The sequence below is a fragment of the Candidatus Cloacimonadota bacterium genome, from assembly GCA_012522635.1.
GTDB lineage: Bacteria > Cloacimonadota > Cloacimonadia > Cloacimonadales > Cloacimonadaceae > Syntrophosphaera.
The window spans coordinates 1-17,137 of record JAAYKA010000094.1; the positions used below are offsets into that span (position 1 = coordinate 1).

Genomic DNA, 17,137 nt, shown 5'->3' on the forward strand with positions numbered 1-17,137 from the left:
AATTACCCAGGCAAGCAGAGGAAAAACGACTATAATGAGGGGGTTATAGGAAAAAGCTACGGTGAATTTGCCCTTGAGGATAGCGGCAATTGCCCTGGTGATACCACAGCCAGGGCAATTATGTCCGCTAATGTTTTTAATGAGGCACAGGCTGCGTCCCTGTTCCAAGCTTGCCAGCGGTGTGAGCGCCAGAAAGAGGGTCAGGCCTGTGATCCAGATTATCGAGAATATCGCTCGTGAGAGCTTAGTTTTTCTTAACCAACGGGTTACCGTTCGCATCGCGGAAAGACCCGGTGATGATCTGGATCAGATCGATAAGAGTCCAAATTCCACACCCGCCGACAGTTAAAATCTGGATGATGCCGATAACAGTGTGTCCGGTGTAGAATCTGTGGATCCCGAGGGGTCCAATAAAGAGACAAAGTAAAAGAGCAGTGAGCCAATCCTTACCTTCGCCCTCGACTATGGGGGCGTTTTGGTTGATCTGTACGCCGCAGGATGGGCAGATAACAGCTTTGGGGTCGACTTCTTTTCCACAATTTGTGCAGTGCATGTGTTTCTCCTATAAGTGTCTTTTTTTTGCGGGGGAAGCAGGATCAGTCCAATTTGGAGGGAAATTCCAAAACGCAGTCCAGCCTAACCGCAAGCTTTGAGACATTTCAACCCACCCCCCAAGATTGTCAATGAAAAGTTTTGACTGGAAATTGTCGAATCATCTCAACATCGTTTAAATGAACACGATAGTCACAAAAAAACCGCGACCAATTGGACGCGGTAATCATTGGAATTGTTAATAAAACCAGTCTATTTAACTGAGACCACTTCCTTCACTTCGGGGATCTCTTCCTTCACAATGCGTTCGATTCCGGCTTTGAGGGTGAGCGTGGCCATCGGGCAGCCGCGACAAGCGCCGGTGAGGCGGACCTCAACCACGTTATCTTCGCGAATGTTCACCAATTCAACATCTCCACCGTCAGCTTGGATGGCAGGGCGAACCTTGTCCAGAACTTCTTCAAGTTTGGTTTTGTCGATCATGTTATGTTCCTTTTATATGATAATCTTGTTGCGGATAATCTAATCCGGAAAAGCTGGCAAGGCAAGCGTCCGGGACATATTTATTTAAATCCTTAAACCCGACTTCGATTATGGTCGGGATTATATATCGCAAGCTCTGTGGCTCTGAGCCTTACAACTCTGGCAATCCCAAAGCCAAACAAAAAACGCGGAAGGCAAAACTCCCGCGTTTATTATTGTATGTTTACCGATAAATGCAATTTTACAGTTTGTAGGAAATTCCAACCTTTCCGCCGGAAACCGTTCCACCGCCAAACTCAACATTCACGCCCAGTTGGTCTGTGAAGTAATAGCGGCCGCCGACCTGGAGACCCAAGTGCAAGCCGGAGTTGTAGCTATTGGAATATTCATTGTCTGCCAGCCACATGTCGAAGCCGAGGTTGAGTCCTGCGTAGAAGTCGGTGTTTGAGGGTAGATTCAGCAGGTTCACAAAGTGATAGTTTCCATTGGCATAGATGCCCACCCAAGTGCCATGATCTTGGAAACGGGCGGAAGCTTCACCACCAACCGTGATATCAGGGTTGACGCCATAATCCAAGCCCACATAAACGGGCAGGCCATAATTTGTGAAGCCTGTGCCAACGTTGAGTTGCATTTGGCCGGTGTTCAGCGGCAGGGCGAACATGGCAGCCACGCCGATGGTCAGAACGATCAAAATAAGTGTCTTTTTCATTTTCAATTCCTTTTTGTTTGAAATCGTTTGAGGAGGTTTACCATCAAACGTCATTGTTTAACCATAATAATAATCCACTTTCTTAAAGCTGGCAAATTTATATTTGAAACCCGCTTCATTTGAGGGCTAAAAAAGTAACTCAAGAATAAGCGGCGCAGCCCGGAAAGACCAAAAGCTCCGATTTATAAATTGTGGAAGCCGGAACTGCCTCAGAGCTGAAGAAGTCCCGGCTCCCATTTTTTTTATTTCAGAAGCAGCATGCGGCGCGTTTGGCTCTGACCACCCGCGTTTAATTTGTAAAGATAGATTCCGGAAGCCACGGGATGTCCCGTGTCGTCGCGTCCGTCCCAAACCAGGCTGTGGTTTCCAGCGTTCAAGCTGTCATTCCAAAGGGTTTTCACAAGCTGGCCCCTACTGTTGTAGATGGCAAGCTCGGCATGAGATGAAGCCGGGATGGAGAAAGCCAGCGTGGTGCTTGGATTGAAAGGATTGGGGAAGTTTTGCTGGAGCTGGAAAAGCGGCGGCAAGGCGGGATCATTGCCGGAAAGGTAGGGATCCGGAGGATTGGTGGTGAATTTGATTGCCAGTCCAGCTTGCAGAGGGGTCGCAGTGGGTGAATACTGGTTCGCGTGGGTATATGCCAAGCCAACAGTTTGGTTATGGTTTTCAATTCCCACGGTGCAATAGTTCGTGGTGATGCCGGGATTATCAACGGTGTGATATTGAATAACGATGTCGCCATCACGGTCTTCCTGGGGATAGAGAATGATTTGGAATTTTTCCAGGGAGGCGTTTTCCATGAGGTCGATATTATATTGATTGTAGGCATCATTCCATTGCACAATATAGCGATTGTTCGCGATGTCGTGCCAGCGGACGAGGCGGATGTTGTTGAAAATTCCAGCGCCTTGGTCATCAATCCCGGTTTTCATGCCCTTGAGGTCGTCCCAATAGCCTGCAATCATGGCGTTTGGCCCCAGCGCGGCGGGAATGTAATGGTTATAAAAATCCACCATATCCGTCGGCAGAAGTGAGATCCAGCCATTTGAACACATGGTTACATGGTGGTAATCGCGGCCGTAAAACCGGAAGCTGAAAGGTAAATCCACTGTGAGAGAGCCATCATCCATCACCTCCCAAACTGTTCCCTGGCCACCCAGAGCGGGATCGGTTTCAATCCACTCATAAACCGGAACTTGGTCGAAATCGGTATCGAAGCTGTCGTAGGCAAAATATCCATATTCATCCGGCCCGGTGGGAGAGGTGGTTTGAGGCGTTCCGGCGGTGAGGCTGTAGAAAACCGTATTTTCATAATCGCCGCTGGAAAGCAACAATTTCATGGGGAGGTTGCGCCCGTTCCAAACCAATTGGCCGATAGTTATGTGGGTGTTGAAGGATATGATTTGACCAGGGGCAACGGTTCCAAGCTGGATAATTTCATCTTGAAAAACCGCGGCTTCGGTGAGGGAAACGCAGCGAACCGTGGCGGCGTTGATGGTGCTCACGCCTCTGTTTATCAGCTCGAAATGAACTTCGGAAGTTGCTCCATTTTTGAAGTAGCCGCTGTGGCTGATGATGCTGAATTCGGCGCCGCCACCATACATCTGAAATTGTTGTACGGGTTGCTGGGGAATCTGGAGGCTGAAGGTGATGTTGCGGCGGGGAATGATGTTTTCGTGTCCTTGAATGCTAAACTGGATGTTTTGACTGGCGCCCGGGGCAAGGTTGAAGGGGCTGTGACTATAGCTCACGTCGGCAAATTCCGCGGCGTCGATTTCAAGCTGGTCAATTTGCAGAGCTGTGTCGGAAAAGTTTTTCAAAGTGATTTCAGCGTTAAAGGTTTCACCCGGTGAAAGAAACTGTTGGGCAGCGTTGTTTTCCACGATGCCGACACCAACCTCGGTGGAAACATTGAGAGTGAGAATTCTGGGAACGCGATTTTCCTGGCTGACTGTAAGGGTGATATCACTGGTATCGCCAGGGGTGATGGGCAAAATGGCAAAACCATCCTTCACCTGGGCGTGGGTGAATTCAAGTCCATCGCGGGTTCCGGTCACCATGGCGCCCTTGTTTCCGGGAATATCCACACGGACGTGAGAGGCGCTGAGCGGGATTTGAGTTCCTCCTTCCACAATGTCTTGAGGGAATTCCTGAGGAACCAACACCCACATATTGAGGCTGGGATCTGCCAAAAGATTGTAAACGTGGAAATAGAAGGAGACGTATTGTTCCGGGGCAAGTTCGTTTGGAAAGTTTTTATACAGTTCCACTTTTCCCATCAGCACGCTGGAGCCAAAGCCTCGCACGCCATAATCGAAAATACTTCGGAAAGCCCCGCTGCCGATGGAATTGTTATATCTGGTTTTTGTATGGAGGTCGGAAGGTCCCACGAAGGCCACACATCCGTTGGGCTGAGCCATGCTTCCCATCCGCATCCATTTTTCGCCAAAACAGGGGTTCACGGAGTTGGCAAAATCTCCCGTGTTGCAAACGATGGAAAAGACCACCGGCATTCTGGGTCCGTTGTAGGTGGCGTCCAAGTCGGGATTATGGAAAGAAGGGAAGTGCCAACCGTTGGCGTCGCCCCAACCGCGATAGCTGACGAACTGCACACCCTGGTTGATGGAACCTATGATATCAGAGGTGCCGGGGTAGGTGGGAGGATAGAAAACCGTGTCCACAACGGTGTAGCCGATTCCCAACATTTTTTCTCTGAGCCAGCGGGACATATGAACCGGAGTGGTTGGGCGCAATCCTCCTTCAGCATAGTTTCCAGCCACTGCCAAGCCGCGCTTCATCCAGGACGTGTTTCCCATAAATGGTGTTTTTTCGTAAAGAACGGTTTTGTTTGCCATGGAGATGAATTCCGAAATTTCGTTGAATGAAAAACGTCCCACCAGCATTTCTGGAAAATAGTCGTCACCTTCCAAAAGCGTGTATTGGTGGTCATCCGCGTCATTTTCATTGTATTCCGGAGAGGGGAAAAAGGCGGTGGGAATGGTGTAGGGTCCCTGCCCGGTGGCGTCACCCAAAAGCAGGAGATAATCGCAGCGATGCTCTTCATAGTGGTTTCTGATGAAGTTGCGATAGTCGGTGAGAGTGGTTCCAATTTCACTTTGATATGCCACAAACACATCAAAACCAAGCTGGCGCTTCCATTGAATGAAATCCTTTTGGTAGTTGGCAAGGTTTGTGTGACTGAGAATGAGCATCTTGGGACGCGACACGGGTAGGTCGCGGAGGTAGGAACTCGTGTAGTTATCCGCCAATTCTCGATAGGCATCCACGAAAGCGGGGGAAACGCTGGTGGGAAGCTGGATTGGCTGGTTTCCGTTGAGGCTGAATTCAGCGCTGGAAAGGGTTCGGATGTTCTCACCTTCTTCAAATTGTGTTTGAATCAAAACGGTGAATCCGCGCATTTCCCTGAAGGTGAATTTGTTTCCGATGGACAAGGCATCGATGTTTCTGTTTTGCTCCGTGTAAAGAAGCCTTCCCTGACGGTCAAACACGTTCCACTCAAGAGCGTGGACCTGCAATTCCGCATCCTGGAAAGGCAGGGCATAGGTTTTGGAAACAAAGATGGTTTGCGGATATTCAGAATCGGAAGTATCAGCATCCCGCAAAGGTTCAAGACGCAGATTGTGGAGCCGCGCCTCGACGCCGGAGGCGGTGGTTAAACAAAAATCCGCCGCCACTGCGCCCAGCAGGCTCAGGGACAGCGCTATAATAATCAATAAAGTGGTTCGCATTTACGTTCTCCCATATTTCTGCCCAAGTATATGCAAAAAATATTCCCAAGCGGCGGAGCTTTTGATTTAACATGGTTTTTGGAAAAAATCTTGCAAGCTCAAACGCTTTCGATTTGAAACAAGGATATAGGATGAAAATCAAAAACAAGTATATAGTTTTATGTGTGTTGGCTATCACCTCTCTCTTTTTTGGGGGCTGTGGCAGAAACATTCCGCTCACTCCGCCGCTGGAGCAAAACGTTCTGCGGTTTGGAACCGATGCCAGCTTCGACGTGGTCACCTGGAACCTTCAGACTTTTCCACTCAGCCAGGCCAGCATGGAAACCATCGCTCAAATCATACCCCAGTTGGAAGTGGATGTGATTGCCCTTCAGGAGATTATGGATTATAATGCCTTTCACGAGCTGGTGGGGATGATTCCCCATTACGAGGGCTATATTTATAATGCCACAAACAGCTATCGCCTTGCATATCTATATGATACGCGCACGGTGGAGGTTCAAAACGCCTATACAATCTACACCGGGCAAACCCATCCTTTTCCCAGGGCGCCCTACGTTTTGGAATGCAGTTTCAAGGGAACCCCCGTCATTTTGATAAACAACCATTTGAAGGCGTTCGGAGATAACTACATCGATGAAGACGACCCCTGGGACGAGGAATATCGCCGCCGACTGGCTTGTCAGCTTCTCGACCAGTATATTGTGGAACATTTTCCAAACGACAGGGTGATGGTTTTGGGAGATATGAACGACCAAATCGCCGAGCCGCGTGAATACAACGTTTTTCTGTCTTTTCTGGATAAACCGGATGAATATCGATTCGCGGACATGGATATCGCGCTGAAACCAACCTACAACAACGTTTCCTACCCCACTTACCTTTCACACATCGACCATATTTTGATTACCAACGAGCTTTTTGAAGCCTTTGAAGCCCCGGATGCTGTTTGCCGGGTCATCCGGGTGGATGAATACATGGGAACCTGGCAAAACTATGCCAATAAAGTTTCGGACCACAGACCGCTGGGAGTGAGGCTCTACTTGGATTACGGGAGGAAGTGAGCCGGGGTCACCCCTTTTGCAGCTCCGCTATTTTGTCCCTCAATTCGGCGGCTCGTTCAAAATTCAGCTTGGAAGCGGCTCGTTTCATTTCCTTTTTTAAAAGCCCAATCATCTTGTCCTTGTTGTCCAGATCCAGATATTGGTAGAAATCTTCCTTTGAGGGCTTGAGGTCTTTTTCCTCTTCTTCCTCGCCGATGGAGGCATAGCCTTCCGCGATGGCTGTTGATTGCATGATTTGATCGATGGTTTTGCTGATTGTGCGCGGAGTGATGCCGTGTTCCTCGTTGTATTTCAATTGCTTGGCGCGACGACGGTTGGTAACATCGAGGGTTTGTTGAATGGCGTCCGTGATTTCATCCGCATAGAAAACCACCTTGCCATCGATGTTTCTCGCTGCGCGTCCGGAAATCTGGATGAGGGAGCGGGTCGAACGCAGAAAGCCGGTTTTGTCCGCGTCCAAAATTGCCACCAGCGACACTTCTGGCAAATCCAAACCCTCACGGAGCAAGTTTACGCCCACAATCACATCATATTCCCCTAAACGCAGACTGCGTATAACTTGGGCGCGCTCAATGGAATCAATCTCACTGTGCAGATAGCGGGCTTTGATACCGGCGTTTTGCAGGTAGATGCTGAGGTCTTCACTCATGCGTTTGGTGAGGGTCATCACCAGCACCTTATGGTTTTTTGCCACTCGTTCCCGAATCTGGATAATGAGGTCGTCCACCTGATTATGGATGGGTTTGATTTCGATTTCGGGGTCCAACAGTCCGGTGGGGCGGATAACCTGTTCCACGATTTCTCCTTGGGTCAGCTCCAGTTCATAATCTGCCGGGGTGGCGGAGACGAAAACCACCGTACGCAGATATTTTTCAAACTCATCAAAGCGCAGCGGACGGTTGTCAAAAGCCGAAGGCAGCCGGAAGCCGTAATCCACCAGGTTCTTTTTGCGGGTGTAATCGCCGCCATACATGCCGTGCACCTGGGGAATGGTGGCGTGGGATTCATCGATTACGAAGATAAAATCCTCTGGAAAATAGTCCAAAAGACAGTTCGGCGGCTCTCCCGGTTTGGCGCCGGTGAGGTGACGCGTATAGTTTTCAATGCCGGAACAATAGCCCAATTCCGCCAACATTTCCAGGTCAAATCTGGTTCGGGATTGCAGTCGGTCGGCTTCAACGTAGCGCTGGTTTGCCAGATACCAAGCCACGCGCTCGTTCATTTCATCCTCGATGGAAACCAGTGCTTTTTGCAGTTTTTCCTCTCCCATCAAAAAGTGGATGGCTGGGTAAACCGGATATTCGGAAACCTCCCCCAGGCTTTGATATGAGATGGGATGCAGTTTTTCCAAACGGCTGATCTCATCGCCGAAAAACTCCACTCTCAGGCAGTGTTCCAGATACGCGGGATAGATGTCCACGATGTCGCCTCTCACCCTGAAGGCGCCGCGCTCAAAAGCTATGTCGTTGCGGCTGTAATGGGCTGCCACCAGCTTTTTGAGCAATTCATCTCTATCCATCTTCATTCCCGTTTCCAGGCGGATGAGCGCTTCGCGATATTCCTCCGGTACGCCCAGACCGTAGATGCAGGAAACGGAAGCCACGATGATAACGTCCCGGCGTTCCATCAGGCTCATGGTGGCTCTCAAGCGCAGTTTTTCGATTTGTTCGTTGATGTCGGAATCTTTTTCAATATAGATGTCTTTACCGGGGATGTAGGCCTCCGGCTGATAATAATCGTAATAGCTGATGAAATATTCCACCGCGTTTTCCGGGAAAAGTTGCCTCAATTCCCCGTAAAGCTGAGCCGCGAGCGTTTTATTGTGGGAAAGCACCAGGGTTGGTCGGTCGAAGCGGGAGATGAGATTCGCGATGGTGAAGGTTTTTCCGCTTCCCGTCACACCCAAGAGCACTTGATGCTGTTTTCCGGCGCGGATTCCTTCCTCCAGAGCGATGATTGCTTCTGGCTGGTCACCGCTGGGGCTGTAATCGGTTTTGAGCTTAAATATTCCCATGTATTCCTTTTTTGTTTTTGAGCCCCCAACATCAATCCAAACAAAGCCTTGTGCTTTTGGCGTGGGCAAGTTGGCGGGGACCTTTGCAGTTTTTGCTTGACTTTTAGCATTTATTAAAAAAGCGTGAATCCAGATTACAGAGACCCCCTTTTTTGTCGAGAAAATTAAGCACTGGAGAGATAAAATGGCCAACTTCGATGAGTTCCAAATCAATTATGAGAACCTGTTAAAACTTGGATACGCGGTGATTGACATCCGCCACAAAGATTATGACACCCTTGGCGACAGCCACAAGCTGGTGATTGCGCGTGTGGACACCGACCGCGATGAATACTATCAGGATATGCTCAAACAGTACACCGCCATGGAGTTCAAGCCCGGCGAAATTTACGAAATCTGGACGGAAATCCTGATGCACAAAGTGAAGATGAGCAGGGTGTTAAACCGCGACATCGCGATTAAAGTTGCCGCCCTGGATTATATCGAGACTGTTTATCCCATCCGATGAACCGGCAGACTCTGCTGCTGATCAAGCCCAACGCGATTGAACATCATCATGTGGGGCACATCATCTCCATTTTGGAGGAAGCCGGTTTCCACATCCTGAGGGTGAGAGACCTGCGATTCACGCCTGAAACAGCGGGCGAATTCTATGCCATGCACCGTGGTAAGGATTTTTATGAACGCCTGGTGGATTTCATGGTTTCCGGACCCAATCTAGCCCTGTTGGTGGAAAAAGAAAACGCGGTGGAAGAGCTCCGGAAGCTTGTGGGCTCAGCGAATCCCGATGAACGTGAACCGGGAACAATCCGCCATCTTTACGCGGAGGGAATCACCCAAAACGCGGTTCACGCCTCGGACACGGTTGAAAACGCTCAGCGGGAGATTGAGCTTGTTTTTGGTGGCGATACCGCCTGAAAAGTGATTTGAAAGTCGGAGGGCTCAAAGCAGCCTGAAAGTTTCACTTTCCCGAATCAGTTCCTTGATTTGCTCTGTGCTTTCAGCCTGATTTATGGCGCGCCGTAATTCCGCCGAACCAATCAACCCTTTCGTATAGTGACAAAGCTGTGAGCGAAGTTCTTTATACACAACGCGTTCCGGCTTGAATTTCAAAGACAGTTCAATCTGCCGGAAAATGGTTTCCAAAAGCTGGTTTTTGGTTATCGGATTATAGTCGCCGCTTTCCCAGAGCTGTTTGCTCTGCGAAAATATCCACGGTTTCCCCAGGGCGCCACGGCCAATCATCACGGAATCACAGCCCGTTTCAGCCATCATTCTGCCCACATCCTCCGGTGTTTTCACGTCGCCATTTCCGATTACAGGCAAGCTCACTTCTTTTTTAAGAGCGGCGATGTGAGCCCAATCCGCCTGTCCGGAAAACATCTGGCTTTGAGTGCGGGCGTGCAGACAAATAAAATCCGCGCCAGCCTCCTCCACCATTTTGCCAAACTCAATGTAGTTCAGCTCTTCAAGACTCCAGCCGCTGCGAAATTTCACCCCCAGAAAACAGGAACCCCCCAATGCGGATTTGACCTCGCTCACAATCTCCCTGGCTTTGGGAAGCTCTCTCATCAGGGCGCTGCCTGCTCCGCGTTTCACCACTTTTCTAACCGGACAGCCCATGTTTATATCGATGAAATCCGGCTGGAAATCCAGACAATACTCCGCCGCTTTCGCCATCACCGAAGGCTCTGAACCAAAGATTTGGATGCCGAAAGGACGCTCAACTTCCTCAAAATGCGCGTATTGGATGGTTCTCAAGGAATCCCTGCTTAGCCCATCCGCGCTCACCATTTCGCTCACCAACACGTCTGCGCCATTTTCCTTGCAAAGCTGCCGGAAAGCGCGGTCAGTAAAGCCAGCCAAGGGCGCCAGCCACAGCTTTTCAGCGCAAATATCCTGTAGGGAGAATGCGGTCATCGGCGCTCAGATTCGTTTGAAGAGCATAAAATACGGTTCAAAACCTTGACGCCGCTGTTCGGTTTCATACCAGGTCGCCACGTGGTCTTGGAGGCTGGGGCTGCTTTGGATAACCTCATTTTGCAGCGACACAAATTCCTCCTGTTTCAACATCATTTCCGCAATCCAGAAGCTGTATTCCTCGTGGTCGGTGGCGATGTGCAGCTCCGCTCCGGGTTTCATCACTCCAGCCAAAGCCCCCAGAAAAGCGGGCTGAAAAAGCCGGCGTTTGTGGTGTCGCCGCTTGGGCCAGGGGTCTGGATGTTGGATATAAACGCAGGCCACCGATTTCTCAGGCAGAAGTTCCGCTATTTTTTCGTCCACCATCATACGCATCAAACGCACGTTGGGATGGCGTTCCGGGCTGATTTTTTTCAAAATATTGCGTATTCTTTTATCGGCGGCTTCCAAGCCCAGAAAATTCCACTCGGGATGAAGCGGCGCGTATTGAGAGAGAAATTCACCTTTTCCGGAACCTATTTCCAGATGCAGAGGCTGATTGTTTTCAAAGATTTTCGCTGGTTCCAAAAAGCCTTCCCCAGGCTCCAGAACAAAAAATTCGCGGTCATCAAGCATCTTCGTCCTCATCATCGGAAGCTCTGCTGGCTTGGATTTCACGCGTTTCAACGCGTTGGATGAAGAGGTCTGCCAGCGTGAGCCCATAGGCGATAAACACAAACATCAACAGGGCGTTCACATAAGCCGATGACCAGCTCGGAAAATCACCTCGTTTTGTGAGGAAATACATGCCCCGATACCAAACCGCGACCTGCCCGGCGCCCAAAAGCGAGGAGAGAATCATTCTGAAACGTGTGATGGCTTTCAGGAAAAACAGGAATTTTATCATCAGGGTCATCAAAGCCGCCAACGCCAGATTAGCCAGGAAAAACAAGCTTAGTCCCACACCCATTTTGGGGCTGATTATCAGGGAAAAGACCAGAGCCAGGACAAACACGACCACCCAGGCCCAGGGATTCTTCAAATAGTGATAAATCACTGCCACACTTCCACAAACCAGCGCCAGAAACAATCCCAGCTCCAAAGCGCCCGGTCTTTTATACGCTTTTCCGGCTGGGGCGGTATCGGATTTGTAAATCTCGATAATCTCGCCCAGTTCTGGGTCACTTATCGACGAAACTGTCTGCGGCTCTATGGGTTGTCCGATGTTTCCGATAAAATATCCCAAAACGGCTCCGATGAGCGGAAACAGCAGCGCCAACATGAAAATCGGCTTGAATTTTGTGCTTTGCATGGCTGGCCTCTTATAAATTTTAATTGACGTTTAGCAATGGAACTATTTTATGGCAGACAGTGTCCCTGTCAACCCCAAATGTGGGGGACAGGGCTCAAAACCCGCTCTTAGAGGGATTTTTACCTTCGCGGGAATCAATAGCTAATTTTTTGGAGAATAAAATATGAGCCTGATCACTAAACTTAGAACGAAACTTGCCCGCACCAAAAGCGGTTTCCTGGGCAAAATTGCCGAAGCGGTCAAGCTGCGAGGCAAGGTTGACGACGAACTGATGGAAGAAATCGAGGAGATTTTGATCCGCTGCGACACCGGGGTTGAAATGACCCAAACCATCATGGACAGCCTCACGGAGCGCATCCGCGTGGATAGGATTACAGACGCCGGCGTGGTTCAAACCGTCCTCGGTGAGATCATGCAGAATATCCTGCTCAAAGACTACGCGGAACTGGGCAACCTCTTCGATGAAATCGACGCCAAACCCTACGTGATTGCCTTTGTGGGCGTGAACGGAGTGGGAAAAACCACCAGTATCGGAAAAATGGCGAACGCCCTCGTTCAGGCTGGAAAACGCGTCATGATTATTGCCGGTGACACCTTCCGCGCCGCCGCCATCGAACAGCTCGCCATCTGGGCTGAGCGTGCCGGTGCCACTCTCATCCGCTCCCATCAGAATGCCGACCCCGCCTCCGTGATTTACGATGGCATCGCCTCCGCTCTGGCTCGTGATTTCGACGTGGTTATGATAGACACCGCCGGACGCCAACACACGCGTGAAAACCTGATGTTGGAGCTCAGCAAAATTGACCGCACCATCAAGAAATTGATTCCCGAAGCGCCTCATCAATCCCTGCTCGTTGTGGACGCCACCACAGGCCAAAACGCCATTTCCCAAGCTGTTAACTTCCACAAAGTCATGCCCCTCACCGGGCTGGTTCTCAGTAAATATGATGGCACCTCCAAGGGCGGAATCATCTTCAACCTCAAACACAACCTCGATTTGCCCGTGCGTTTCATCGGAGTGGGTGAGGGCATCGGCGATCTCGAAGTCTTTGATGCCGAAGCTTTTGTCCAAGCCTTTTTTGAAACCTCTGAAGAAGTGGAGGAAGAACAATGAACCCCAAAATTCTCAAAATACTAAACCCCATCCTCCTTTTAACGGTCATTTTCACGCTGGTCGGCTTGGTCGGCTACAACATCACCGAGCTGGAACCCTGGCGCCAGCTTCACTTCATCTCCGGCGCCCTCTTCTTTTTGGCTGCCATCCTGCATCTAATCCTAAACTGGGGCTGGGTTAAAGCCAGCTACCTCAAGCGTAAAAAAGCTGGAAAGTGAGCCAATTTCCCCCGGAGCAAATCGTTGAAGCCTATTCCCAGCTCAACGAACTGATTGCCTCCACCCAAGACCCCAACGACAAGCTGCCCCAGCTTCGCCGCCTGGTCGAAGGCATTTACAAAGAACTCAGTTCCGATAGCGGCTTCAGCTTCAGCGGTCTTTTCGCGCGGATGCAATATGTCCATGAAACCATGGAAGCTCCGCCGGAAATCCTTGTTCAGCTCAACCGGCTTCGCATCCTGGGAAACAAGGCCGCTCACGATGCGGATTATAAAACCAGCCGCGCCGACTGGGCGAGTTCCGTTCTGGCGGCGAGGAGCCTCCTTCAATGGCTGAATCCCGCCCTCAGCGACGCCCGGGTGGACAAATTCATCGAAAGCCAAAGGGCAATCCCTTTCACCGCCACGGCTTTCGAAACCCCCAAAACGAGCTTCCTCTGCATCGTGGAAAAATGGGACCCCATCAAAAAAAGCGACAAAACCAGCGGTATCAGGATTATCGCCGCCTTGGACGATGGTTCCCAGTGCATGATTTTCCTGAACGATTTTCAAGGCGAAGGACGCCAGTGGAGCCGGCTGAACAAGGTTTTGTGGAAATATTGCTGTCTCAGTTGCCAAAACCTGAGCGTCATCACCGGAAAAGACCGCTATTTCCAAAGCAATCCCCAAAGCCTCATCATCGTGGAACCCGATTTCCTCTTGGACGCCAGCGCCGTGGCTGATTGCTTCCTCAATGAGGAAAGCCATCCGGAGTTTTTTATCCTGAACAGGATGCAAAACGAAGCCGCTTCCGAAAAACCCGTTCTGGGCATGATTGCCAACGAAATCCTGGACGAGCTTGTTTCCTCTCCAGACGCGGATTACGAGGAACTTTTCAGGCTGAGCATGGCGAAAAAGCCAATTTCCCTCGTTGCTCTCGGCCAAGCCAGCGCCATGAACATTTTCCACACCATCAAAAACAATCATTTCGCCAATATCAGAACCTTCACCCATTCCCTCAAAAACGACGCCGTCCAGTTGGAACCCTCCTACATTTCGCCCGCCACTGGTCTGCAAGGCAGGCTGGATATACTTTACGAGCGCGACGGTAAACGCCACATTGTGGAGCTTAAAAGCGGAAAACCGCCCTTTTACGATGTTTGGAAACAACAGCGGATGCAGGTGGCTGCCTACGATTTGATTCTGGGTTCCAGCGGTGCCAGAAGCGACCTGGGACACAGCAGCATTTTCTATTCCGCCGCTAAGGATGACCCCCTGCGCCATGTTCCCCGCGCCGCCGTCCTGGAACAAGACCTCATCATGTGCCGAAACCGCATTGTGGGCATCATGCGTATGTTGGCTCTCGACCCCAGTCTGTTTTTCAACTGGCTGCGAAAAATCAATATCGATGGCTCCCCGCCCTTCATCCGCCAAAAACTGGACTTTATCCTCCACACCCTCAACAACATACAGGAACATGAATACATCTGGCTGATGGGTCAAATCCGCCTCATGGCGCGTGAAATCTGGTTCGAAAAAGTCGGCGGCTTCGGTCTCGACAGCATCTATGGCCACAACGCCCTCTGGCAGGAAAGCGAAGGCTCAAAGCGGGAACGCTACCGCATTTTGACCGACCTCCGGGTCAAGGCCATAGATTTTGACCAAGTCCATTTCAAACTGCCCCCAAGCGACACCGTCACGGATTTCCGCTCCGGAGACATCATCGTTCTCTACCGTCAGGGCATCAAAGTTGACAAACAAGACCTGCTCCGTGGACGCATCGACAGCATCAGCGACACCGAACTCACCGTCACCATCCGCGGCGGTTTGCGTCACCGTCTCGCCGATTTCCAAAGCCAGGTCTGGGTTTTGGAACACGACATCCTGGAAAGCGCGCTCTACAACCCCCTCCAGGCGCTCTTCGGCTTTCTGGCTGCCGAACCCCGCAAACGAGCCTTGCTTCTCGGTTTGGAACAACCCCGGGTGGACAAGCTTGAAACCACCGCCTCCGACGAGCTGGAACAGGTCATCCAACAGATGTTCGCCGCCCAGGACTACCACATCGTCCAAGGTCCTCCCGGAACCGGCAAAACCTCCGGACTCCTCACCCGCTACATCAAAAAACTTTACACCGAAACCCGGAAAACCGTCCTTATCCTCAGCTTCACCAACCGCGCCGTTGATGAAATCTGTCGCAACCTGCGCAAACACGAAATCGAGTTCATCCGCACCGGCCAGAGCGACGAAATTGACGCAGAACTGATGGACACCCGCATCAAGGGCAAACGCTTCAAAGAAGTCGCTTCCATCCTTCGTTCCTGCCGCGTTTGGGTGGCGACGGTTCAAAGCTGTAACAGTTGGCTGGCAGACTTGCAAAAGCTGATTAAAATCGACGAACTGGTGATTGACGAAGCCTCACAGATAATGGAAAACAGCGTCCTCGGCATCATTTCCAAAATCCCCAAAACCATCCTGATTGGCGACCAAAACCAGCTTCCGCCCATCACCCGCCAAAGGGACGAAGGCTTCGATTTCGACCATGACCAACTGCGGGGTCTCTTTTACGATTCCTACGGCCAATCCCTGATGGAACGGCTGGGACGTGTCTGCAAATCCAAAGCCTGGAACGCCTCGGTCACCATGCTTCATCAACATTACCGCATGCACGACGACATCGCCGGCCTCATCCAACATTACTACGACAACAGCCTCCTCTCCATGGTTACCCGCCAGGAATCCAAGCTGCCTGCCAAGGGCGTTGAACTGCTCGATTCCCGGCTCATCTGGGTCGAATTTCCCCCCTCGGAATTTGCCTGGTATGACCTCAGACAGGTGGACTTCATCCAAAAACTTTTGGAACTTTTCAAAAACAGCGGCGAACTTACCGACCCTGTCACAGATTTTGGTATCGTGGCGCCCTTCAGAGCTATGATTCACGCCCTGCGCCGCCAGCTTCCGGATTCCCTGAAAGACATCACCATCGACACGGTTGAACGCTTCCAGGGCTCCGAACGCAAAAACATCATCATCACCCTGCCTTTGCTCGGACCAAAATATCTGCGCAATCTGGAGGCGGTCAGCGCCGATGGCTCCGTGGACAGAAAACTGAACGTGGCTGTGAGCCGCGCCCAGGAACGGCTCTACGTTTTGGGCTGTTCCGAAATCTGCCGCCGTTCACCCCACTACAAACTTCTGATGGACAAAATCCGCCACTCCGGACAAGTGTTCCAACACAACGATTTATAACATATTTAAAGGAGATAGACATGAACAAGCCTAAACAACCTGGCCAAATCAATATCAAAATTGACGAAAAAGTGGGCGAGGGAACCTACTCGAATTTCTTCGTCATCACAAACTCCCCCTCCGAATTTATCGTCGATTTCGGCCGTATCCTGCCCGGAATCCCCGACGCCAGAATCTACACCCGCGTGGTCTGCACCCCCCAACACGCCAAACAACTGCTCAACCTTCTGCAAAAAAACATCGAAGGCTTCGAAAAACAACATGGCGAAATCAAGGTCCAGGGTATGCCGGACAACAAACCCGTGGGCTTCCAAACCGGTGAGGAACCCAAATAATCGGGGATTCATCCTCTCACACCGCTTAAACCCCAAATCTTACCTCGAAAGGGGCGGAATCGAACACAGGTTCCGCCTCTTTTTTTGTGGAAGGCGCCCGTCACCATCCGCCAACCCTGTGTCTTTAGTACCCAAACCCGCACCAGTCCGTCATCCTGAACGCCAGCTAAGGACAGGTCGGAACACCGGTTTCATCCGGTCGTAGGTGCCAGATTCATCTGGCACAATGTTCTTTCGACCACCCAACTCCGCCCACCACAACCCAGCCCCTGAGCTTGGAGGAACACCGGATTCATCCGGTCGTTGGTGCCAGATTCATCTGGCACAGTGTTCTTCCCACCACCCAACTCCGCTCACCACCACCCAGCCCCTGAGCTTGGAGGAACACCGGATTCATCCGGTCGTTGGTGCCAGATTCATCTGGCACAGTGTTCTTCCGACCACCCAACTCCGCCCACTAC

16 protein-coding genes are annotated in these 17,137 nt (G+C 50.9%); 7 read left to right on the forward strand and 9 right to left on the reverse strand.

What is annotated here, in order from left to right; translation table 11 throughout:
- The 5 genes from GX135_04915 to GX135_04935 all read right to left on the reverse strand — a co-directional run.
- A partial coding sequence (locus tag GX135_04915) for a DUF2752 domain-containing protein (protein NLN85430.1) occupies positions 1-279 on the reverse strand: 279 nt, incomplete at its 3' end.
- Positions 245-553 carry a TM2 domain-containing protein gene (locus tag GX135_04920; GenBank protein ID NLN85431.1) on the reverse strand — a complete coding sequence of 103 codons (309 nt, stop codon included), beginning with the start codon at positions 551-553 and terminating at the stop codon, positions 245-247. The genes GX135_04915 and GX135_04920, both read right to left, overlap by 35 nt.
- A 251-nt stretch (positions 554-804) precedes the next feature.
- Entirely contained in the window at positions 805-1,035 is a 231-nt protein-coding gene (locus tag GX135_04925; GenBank protein NLN85432.1) for a NifU family protein, read from the reverse strand.
- A 241-nt stretch (positions 1,036-1,276) separates the two neighbouring features.
- Positions 1,277-1,747, reverse strand: coding sequence for a hypothetical protein (locus tag GX135_04930; GenBank protein ID NLN85433.1), 471 nt, complete (start codon positions 1,745-1,747; stop codon positions 1,277-1,279).
- A gap of 242 nt (positions 1,748-1,989) precedes the next feature.
- Positions 1,990-5,496: a T9SS type A sorting domain-containing protein gene (locus GX135_04935; GenBank protein ID NLN85434.1), complete on the reverse strand. Its 3,507-nt coding sequence runs from the start codon at positions 5,494-5,496 to the stop codon at positions 1,990-1,992.
- 137 nt (positions 5,497-5,633) lie between these two features.
- Between GX135_04935 and GX135_04940 the strand changes: the two genes are divergently transcribed.
- Positions 5,634-6,560: a hypothetical protein gene (locus tag GX135_04940; protein NLN85435.1), complete on the forward strand. Its 927-nt coding sequence runs from the start codon at positions 5,634-5,636 to the stop codon at positions 6,558-6,560.
- 7 nt (positions 6,561-6,567) lie between these two features.
- Here the strand turns inward: GX135_04940 and uvrB are convergent, their stop codons facing one another.
- Positions 6,568-8,574, reverse strand: coding sequence for an excinuclease ABC subunit UvrB (gene uvrB / locus GX135_04945; GenBank protein ID NLN85436.1), 2,007 nt, complete (start codon positions 8,572-8,574; stop codon positions 6,568-6,570).
- Between the two features lie 184 nt (positions 8,575-8,758).
- Here uvrB and GX135_04950 point away from each other — a divergent pair, with 184 nt between their 5' ends.
- Entirely contained in the window at positions 8,759-9,082 is a 324-nt protein-coding gene (locus GX135_04950; GenBank protein NLN85437.1) for a hypothetical protein, read from the forward strand.
- On the forward strand, positions 9,079-9,492 hold the full coding sequence (locus tag GX135_04955) for a nucleoside-diphosphate kinase (protein ID NLN85438.1): 414 nt from the start codon (positions 9,079-9,081) through the stop codon (positions 9,490-9,492). Before GX135_04950 ends, GX135_04955 begins: the two co-directional genes overlap by 4 nt.
- Positions 9,493-9,516: 24 nt before the next feature.
- On the opposite strand, the gene dusB is transcribed toward GX135_04955, so the two are convergent.
- From dusB to GX135_04970, 3 genes are read right to left on the reverse strand one after another with little or no spacing between them, the layout of a single operon-like run.
- On the reverse strand, positions 9,517-10,494 hold the full coding sequence (gene dusB, locus GX135_04960) for a tRNA dihydrouridine synthase DusB (GenBank protein ID NLN85439.1): 978 nt from the start codon (positions 10,492-10,494) through the stop codon (positions 9,517-9,519).
- Between the two features lie 6 nt (positions 10,495-10,500).
- On the reverse strand, positions 10,501-11,109 hold the full coding sequence (trmB, locus tag GX135_04965) for a tRNA (guanosine(46)-N7)-methyltransferase TrmB (GenBank protein NLN85440.1): 609 nt from the start codon (positions 11,107-11,109) through the stop codon (positions 10,501-10,503).
- Complete coding sequence (locus GX135_04970; protein NLN85441.1) at positions 11,102-11,785, reverse strand: hypothetical protein; 684 nt, start codon at positions 11,783-11,785, stop codon at positions 11,102-11,104. Before GX135_04970 ends, trmB begins: the two co-directional genes overlap by 8 nt.
- Before the next feature lie 163 nt (positions 11,786-11,948).
- On the opposite strand from GX135_04970, the gene ftsY reads away from it, so the two are divergent.
- From ftsY to GX135_04990, 4 genes are read left to right on the forward strand one after another with little or no spacing between them, the layout of a single operon-like run.
- On the forward strand, positions 11,949-12,899 hold the full coding sequence (ftsY, locus tag GX135_04975) for a signal recognition particle-docking protein FtsY (GenBank protein NLN85442.1): 951 nt from the start codon (positions 11,949-11,951) through the stop codon (positions 12,897-12,899).
- Positions 12,896-13,117, forward strand: a complete 222-nt coding sequence (locus GX135_04980; GenBank protein ID NLN85443.1) for a DUF4405 domain-containing protein — start codon at positions 12,896-12,898, stop codon at positions 13,115-13,117. Before ftsY ends, GX135_04980 begins: the two co-directional genes overlap by 4 nt.
- Positions 13,114-16,341 carry an ATP-dependent helicase gene (locus GX135_04985; protein NLN85444.1) on the forward strand — a complete coding sequence of 1,076 codons (3,228 nt, stop codon included), beginning with the start codon at positions 13,114-13,116 and terminating at the stop codon, positions 16,339-16,341. Before GX135_04980 ends, GX135_04985 begins: the two co-directional genes overlap by 4 nt.
- Before the next feature lie 20 nt (positions 16,342-16,361).
- Positions 16,362-16,676: a DUF3467 domain-containing protein gene (locus GX135_04990; protein NLN85445.1), complete on the forward strand. Its 315-nt coding sequence runs from the start codon at positions 16,362-16,364 to the stop codon at positions 16,674-16,676.
- Positions 16,677-17,137: the final 461 nt, after the last annotated feature.

Bases quoted from the DNA above. Each gene is read 5' to 3' on its own strand.
- GX135_04920 (NLN85431.1), bottom strand. From the start codon at position 553: ATGCACTGCACAAATTGTGGAAAAGAAGTCGACCCCAAAGCTGTTATC.
- GX135_04925 (NLN85432.1), bottom strand. From the start codon at position 1,035: ATGATCGACAAAACCAAACTTGAAGAAGTTCTGGACAAGGTTCGCCCT.
- GX135_04930 (NLN85433.1), bottom strand. From the start codon at position 1,747: ATGAAAAAGACACTTATTTTGATCGTTCTGACCATCGGCGTGGCTGCC.
- GX135_04935 (NLN85434.1), bottom strand. From the start codon at position 5,496: ATGCGAACCACTTTATTGATTATTATAGCGCTGTCCCTGAGCCTGCTG.
- uvrB (NLN85436.1), bottom strand. From the start codon at position 8,574: ATGGGAATATTTAAGCTCAAAACCGATTACAGCCCCAGCGGTGACCAG.
- GX135_04950 (NLN85437.1), top strand. From the start codon at position 8,759: ATGGCCAACTTCGATGAGTTCCAAATCAATTATGAGAACCTGTTAAAA.
- GX135_04955 (NLN85438.1), top strand. From the start codon at position 9,079: ATGAACCGGCAGACTCTGCTGCTGATCAAGCCCAACGCGATTGAACAT.
- dusB (NLN85439.1), bottom strand. From the start codon at position 10,494: ATGACCGCATTCTCCCTACAGGATATTTGCGCTGAAAAGCTGTGGCTG.
- trmB (NLN85440.1), bottom strand. From the start codon at position 11,109: ATGCTTGATGACCGCGAATTTTTTGTTCTGGAGCCTGGGGAAGGCTTT.
- GX135_04970 (NLN85441.1), bottom strand. From the start codon at position 11,785: ATGCAAAGCACAAAATTCAAGCCGATTTTCATGTTGGCGCTGCTGTTT.
- ftsY (NLN85442.1), top strand. From the start codon at position 11,949: ATGAGCCTGATCACTAAACTTAGAACGAAACTTGCCCGCACCAAAAGC.
- GX135_04980 (NLN85443.1), top strand. From the start codon at position 12,896: ATGAACCCCAAAATTCTCAAAATACTAAACCCCATCCTCCTTTTAACG.
- GX135_04990 (NLN85445.1), top strand. From the start codon at position 16,362: ATGAACAAGCCTAAACAACCTGGCCAAATCAATATCAAAATTGACGAA.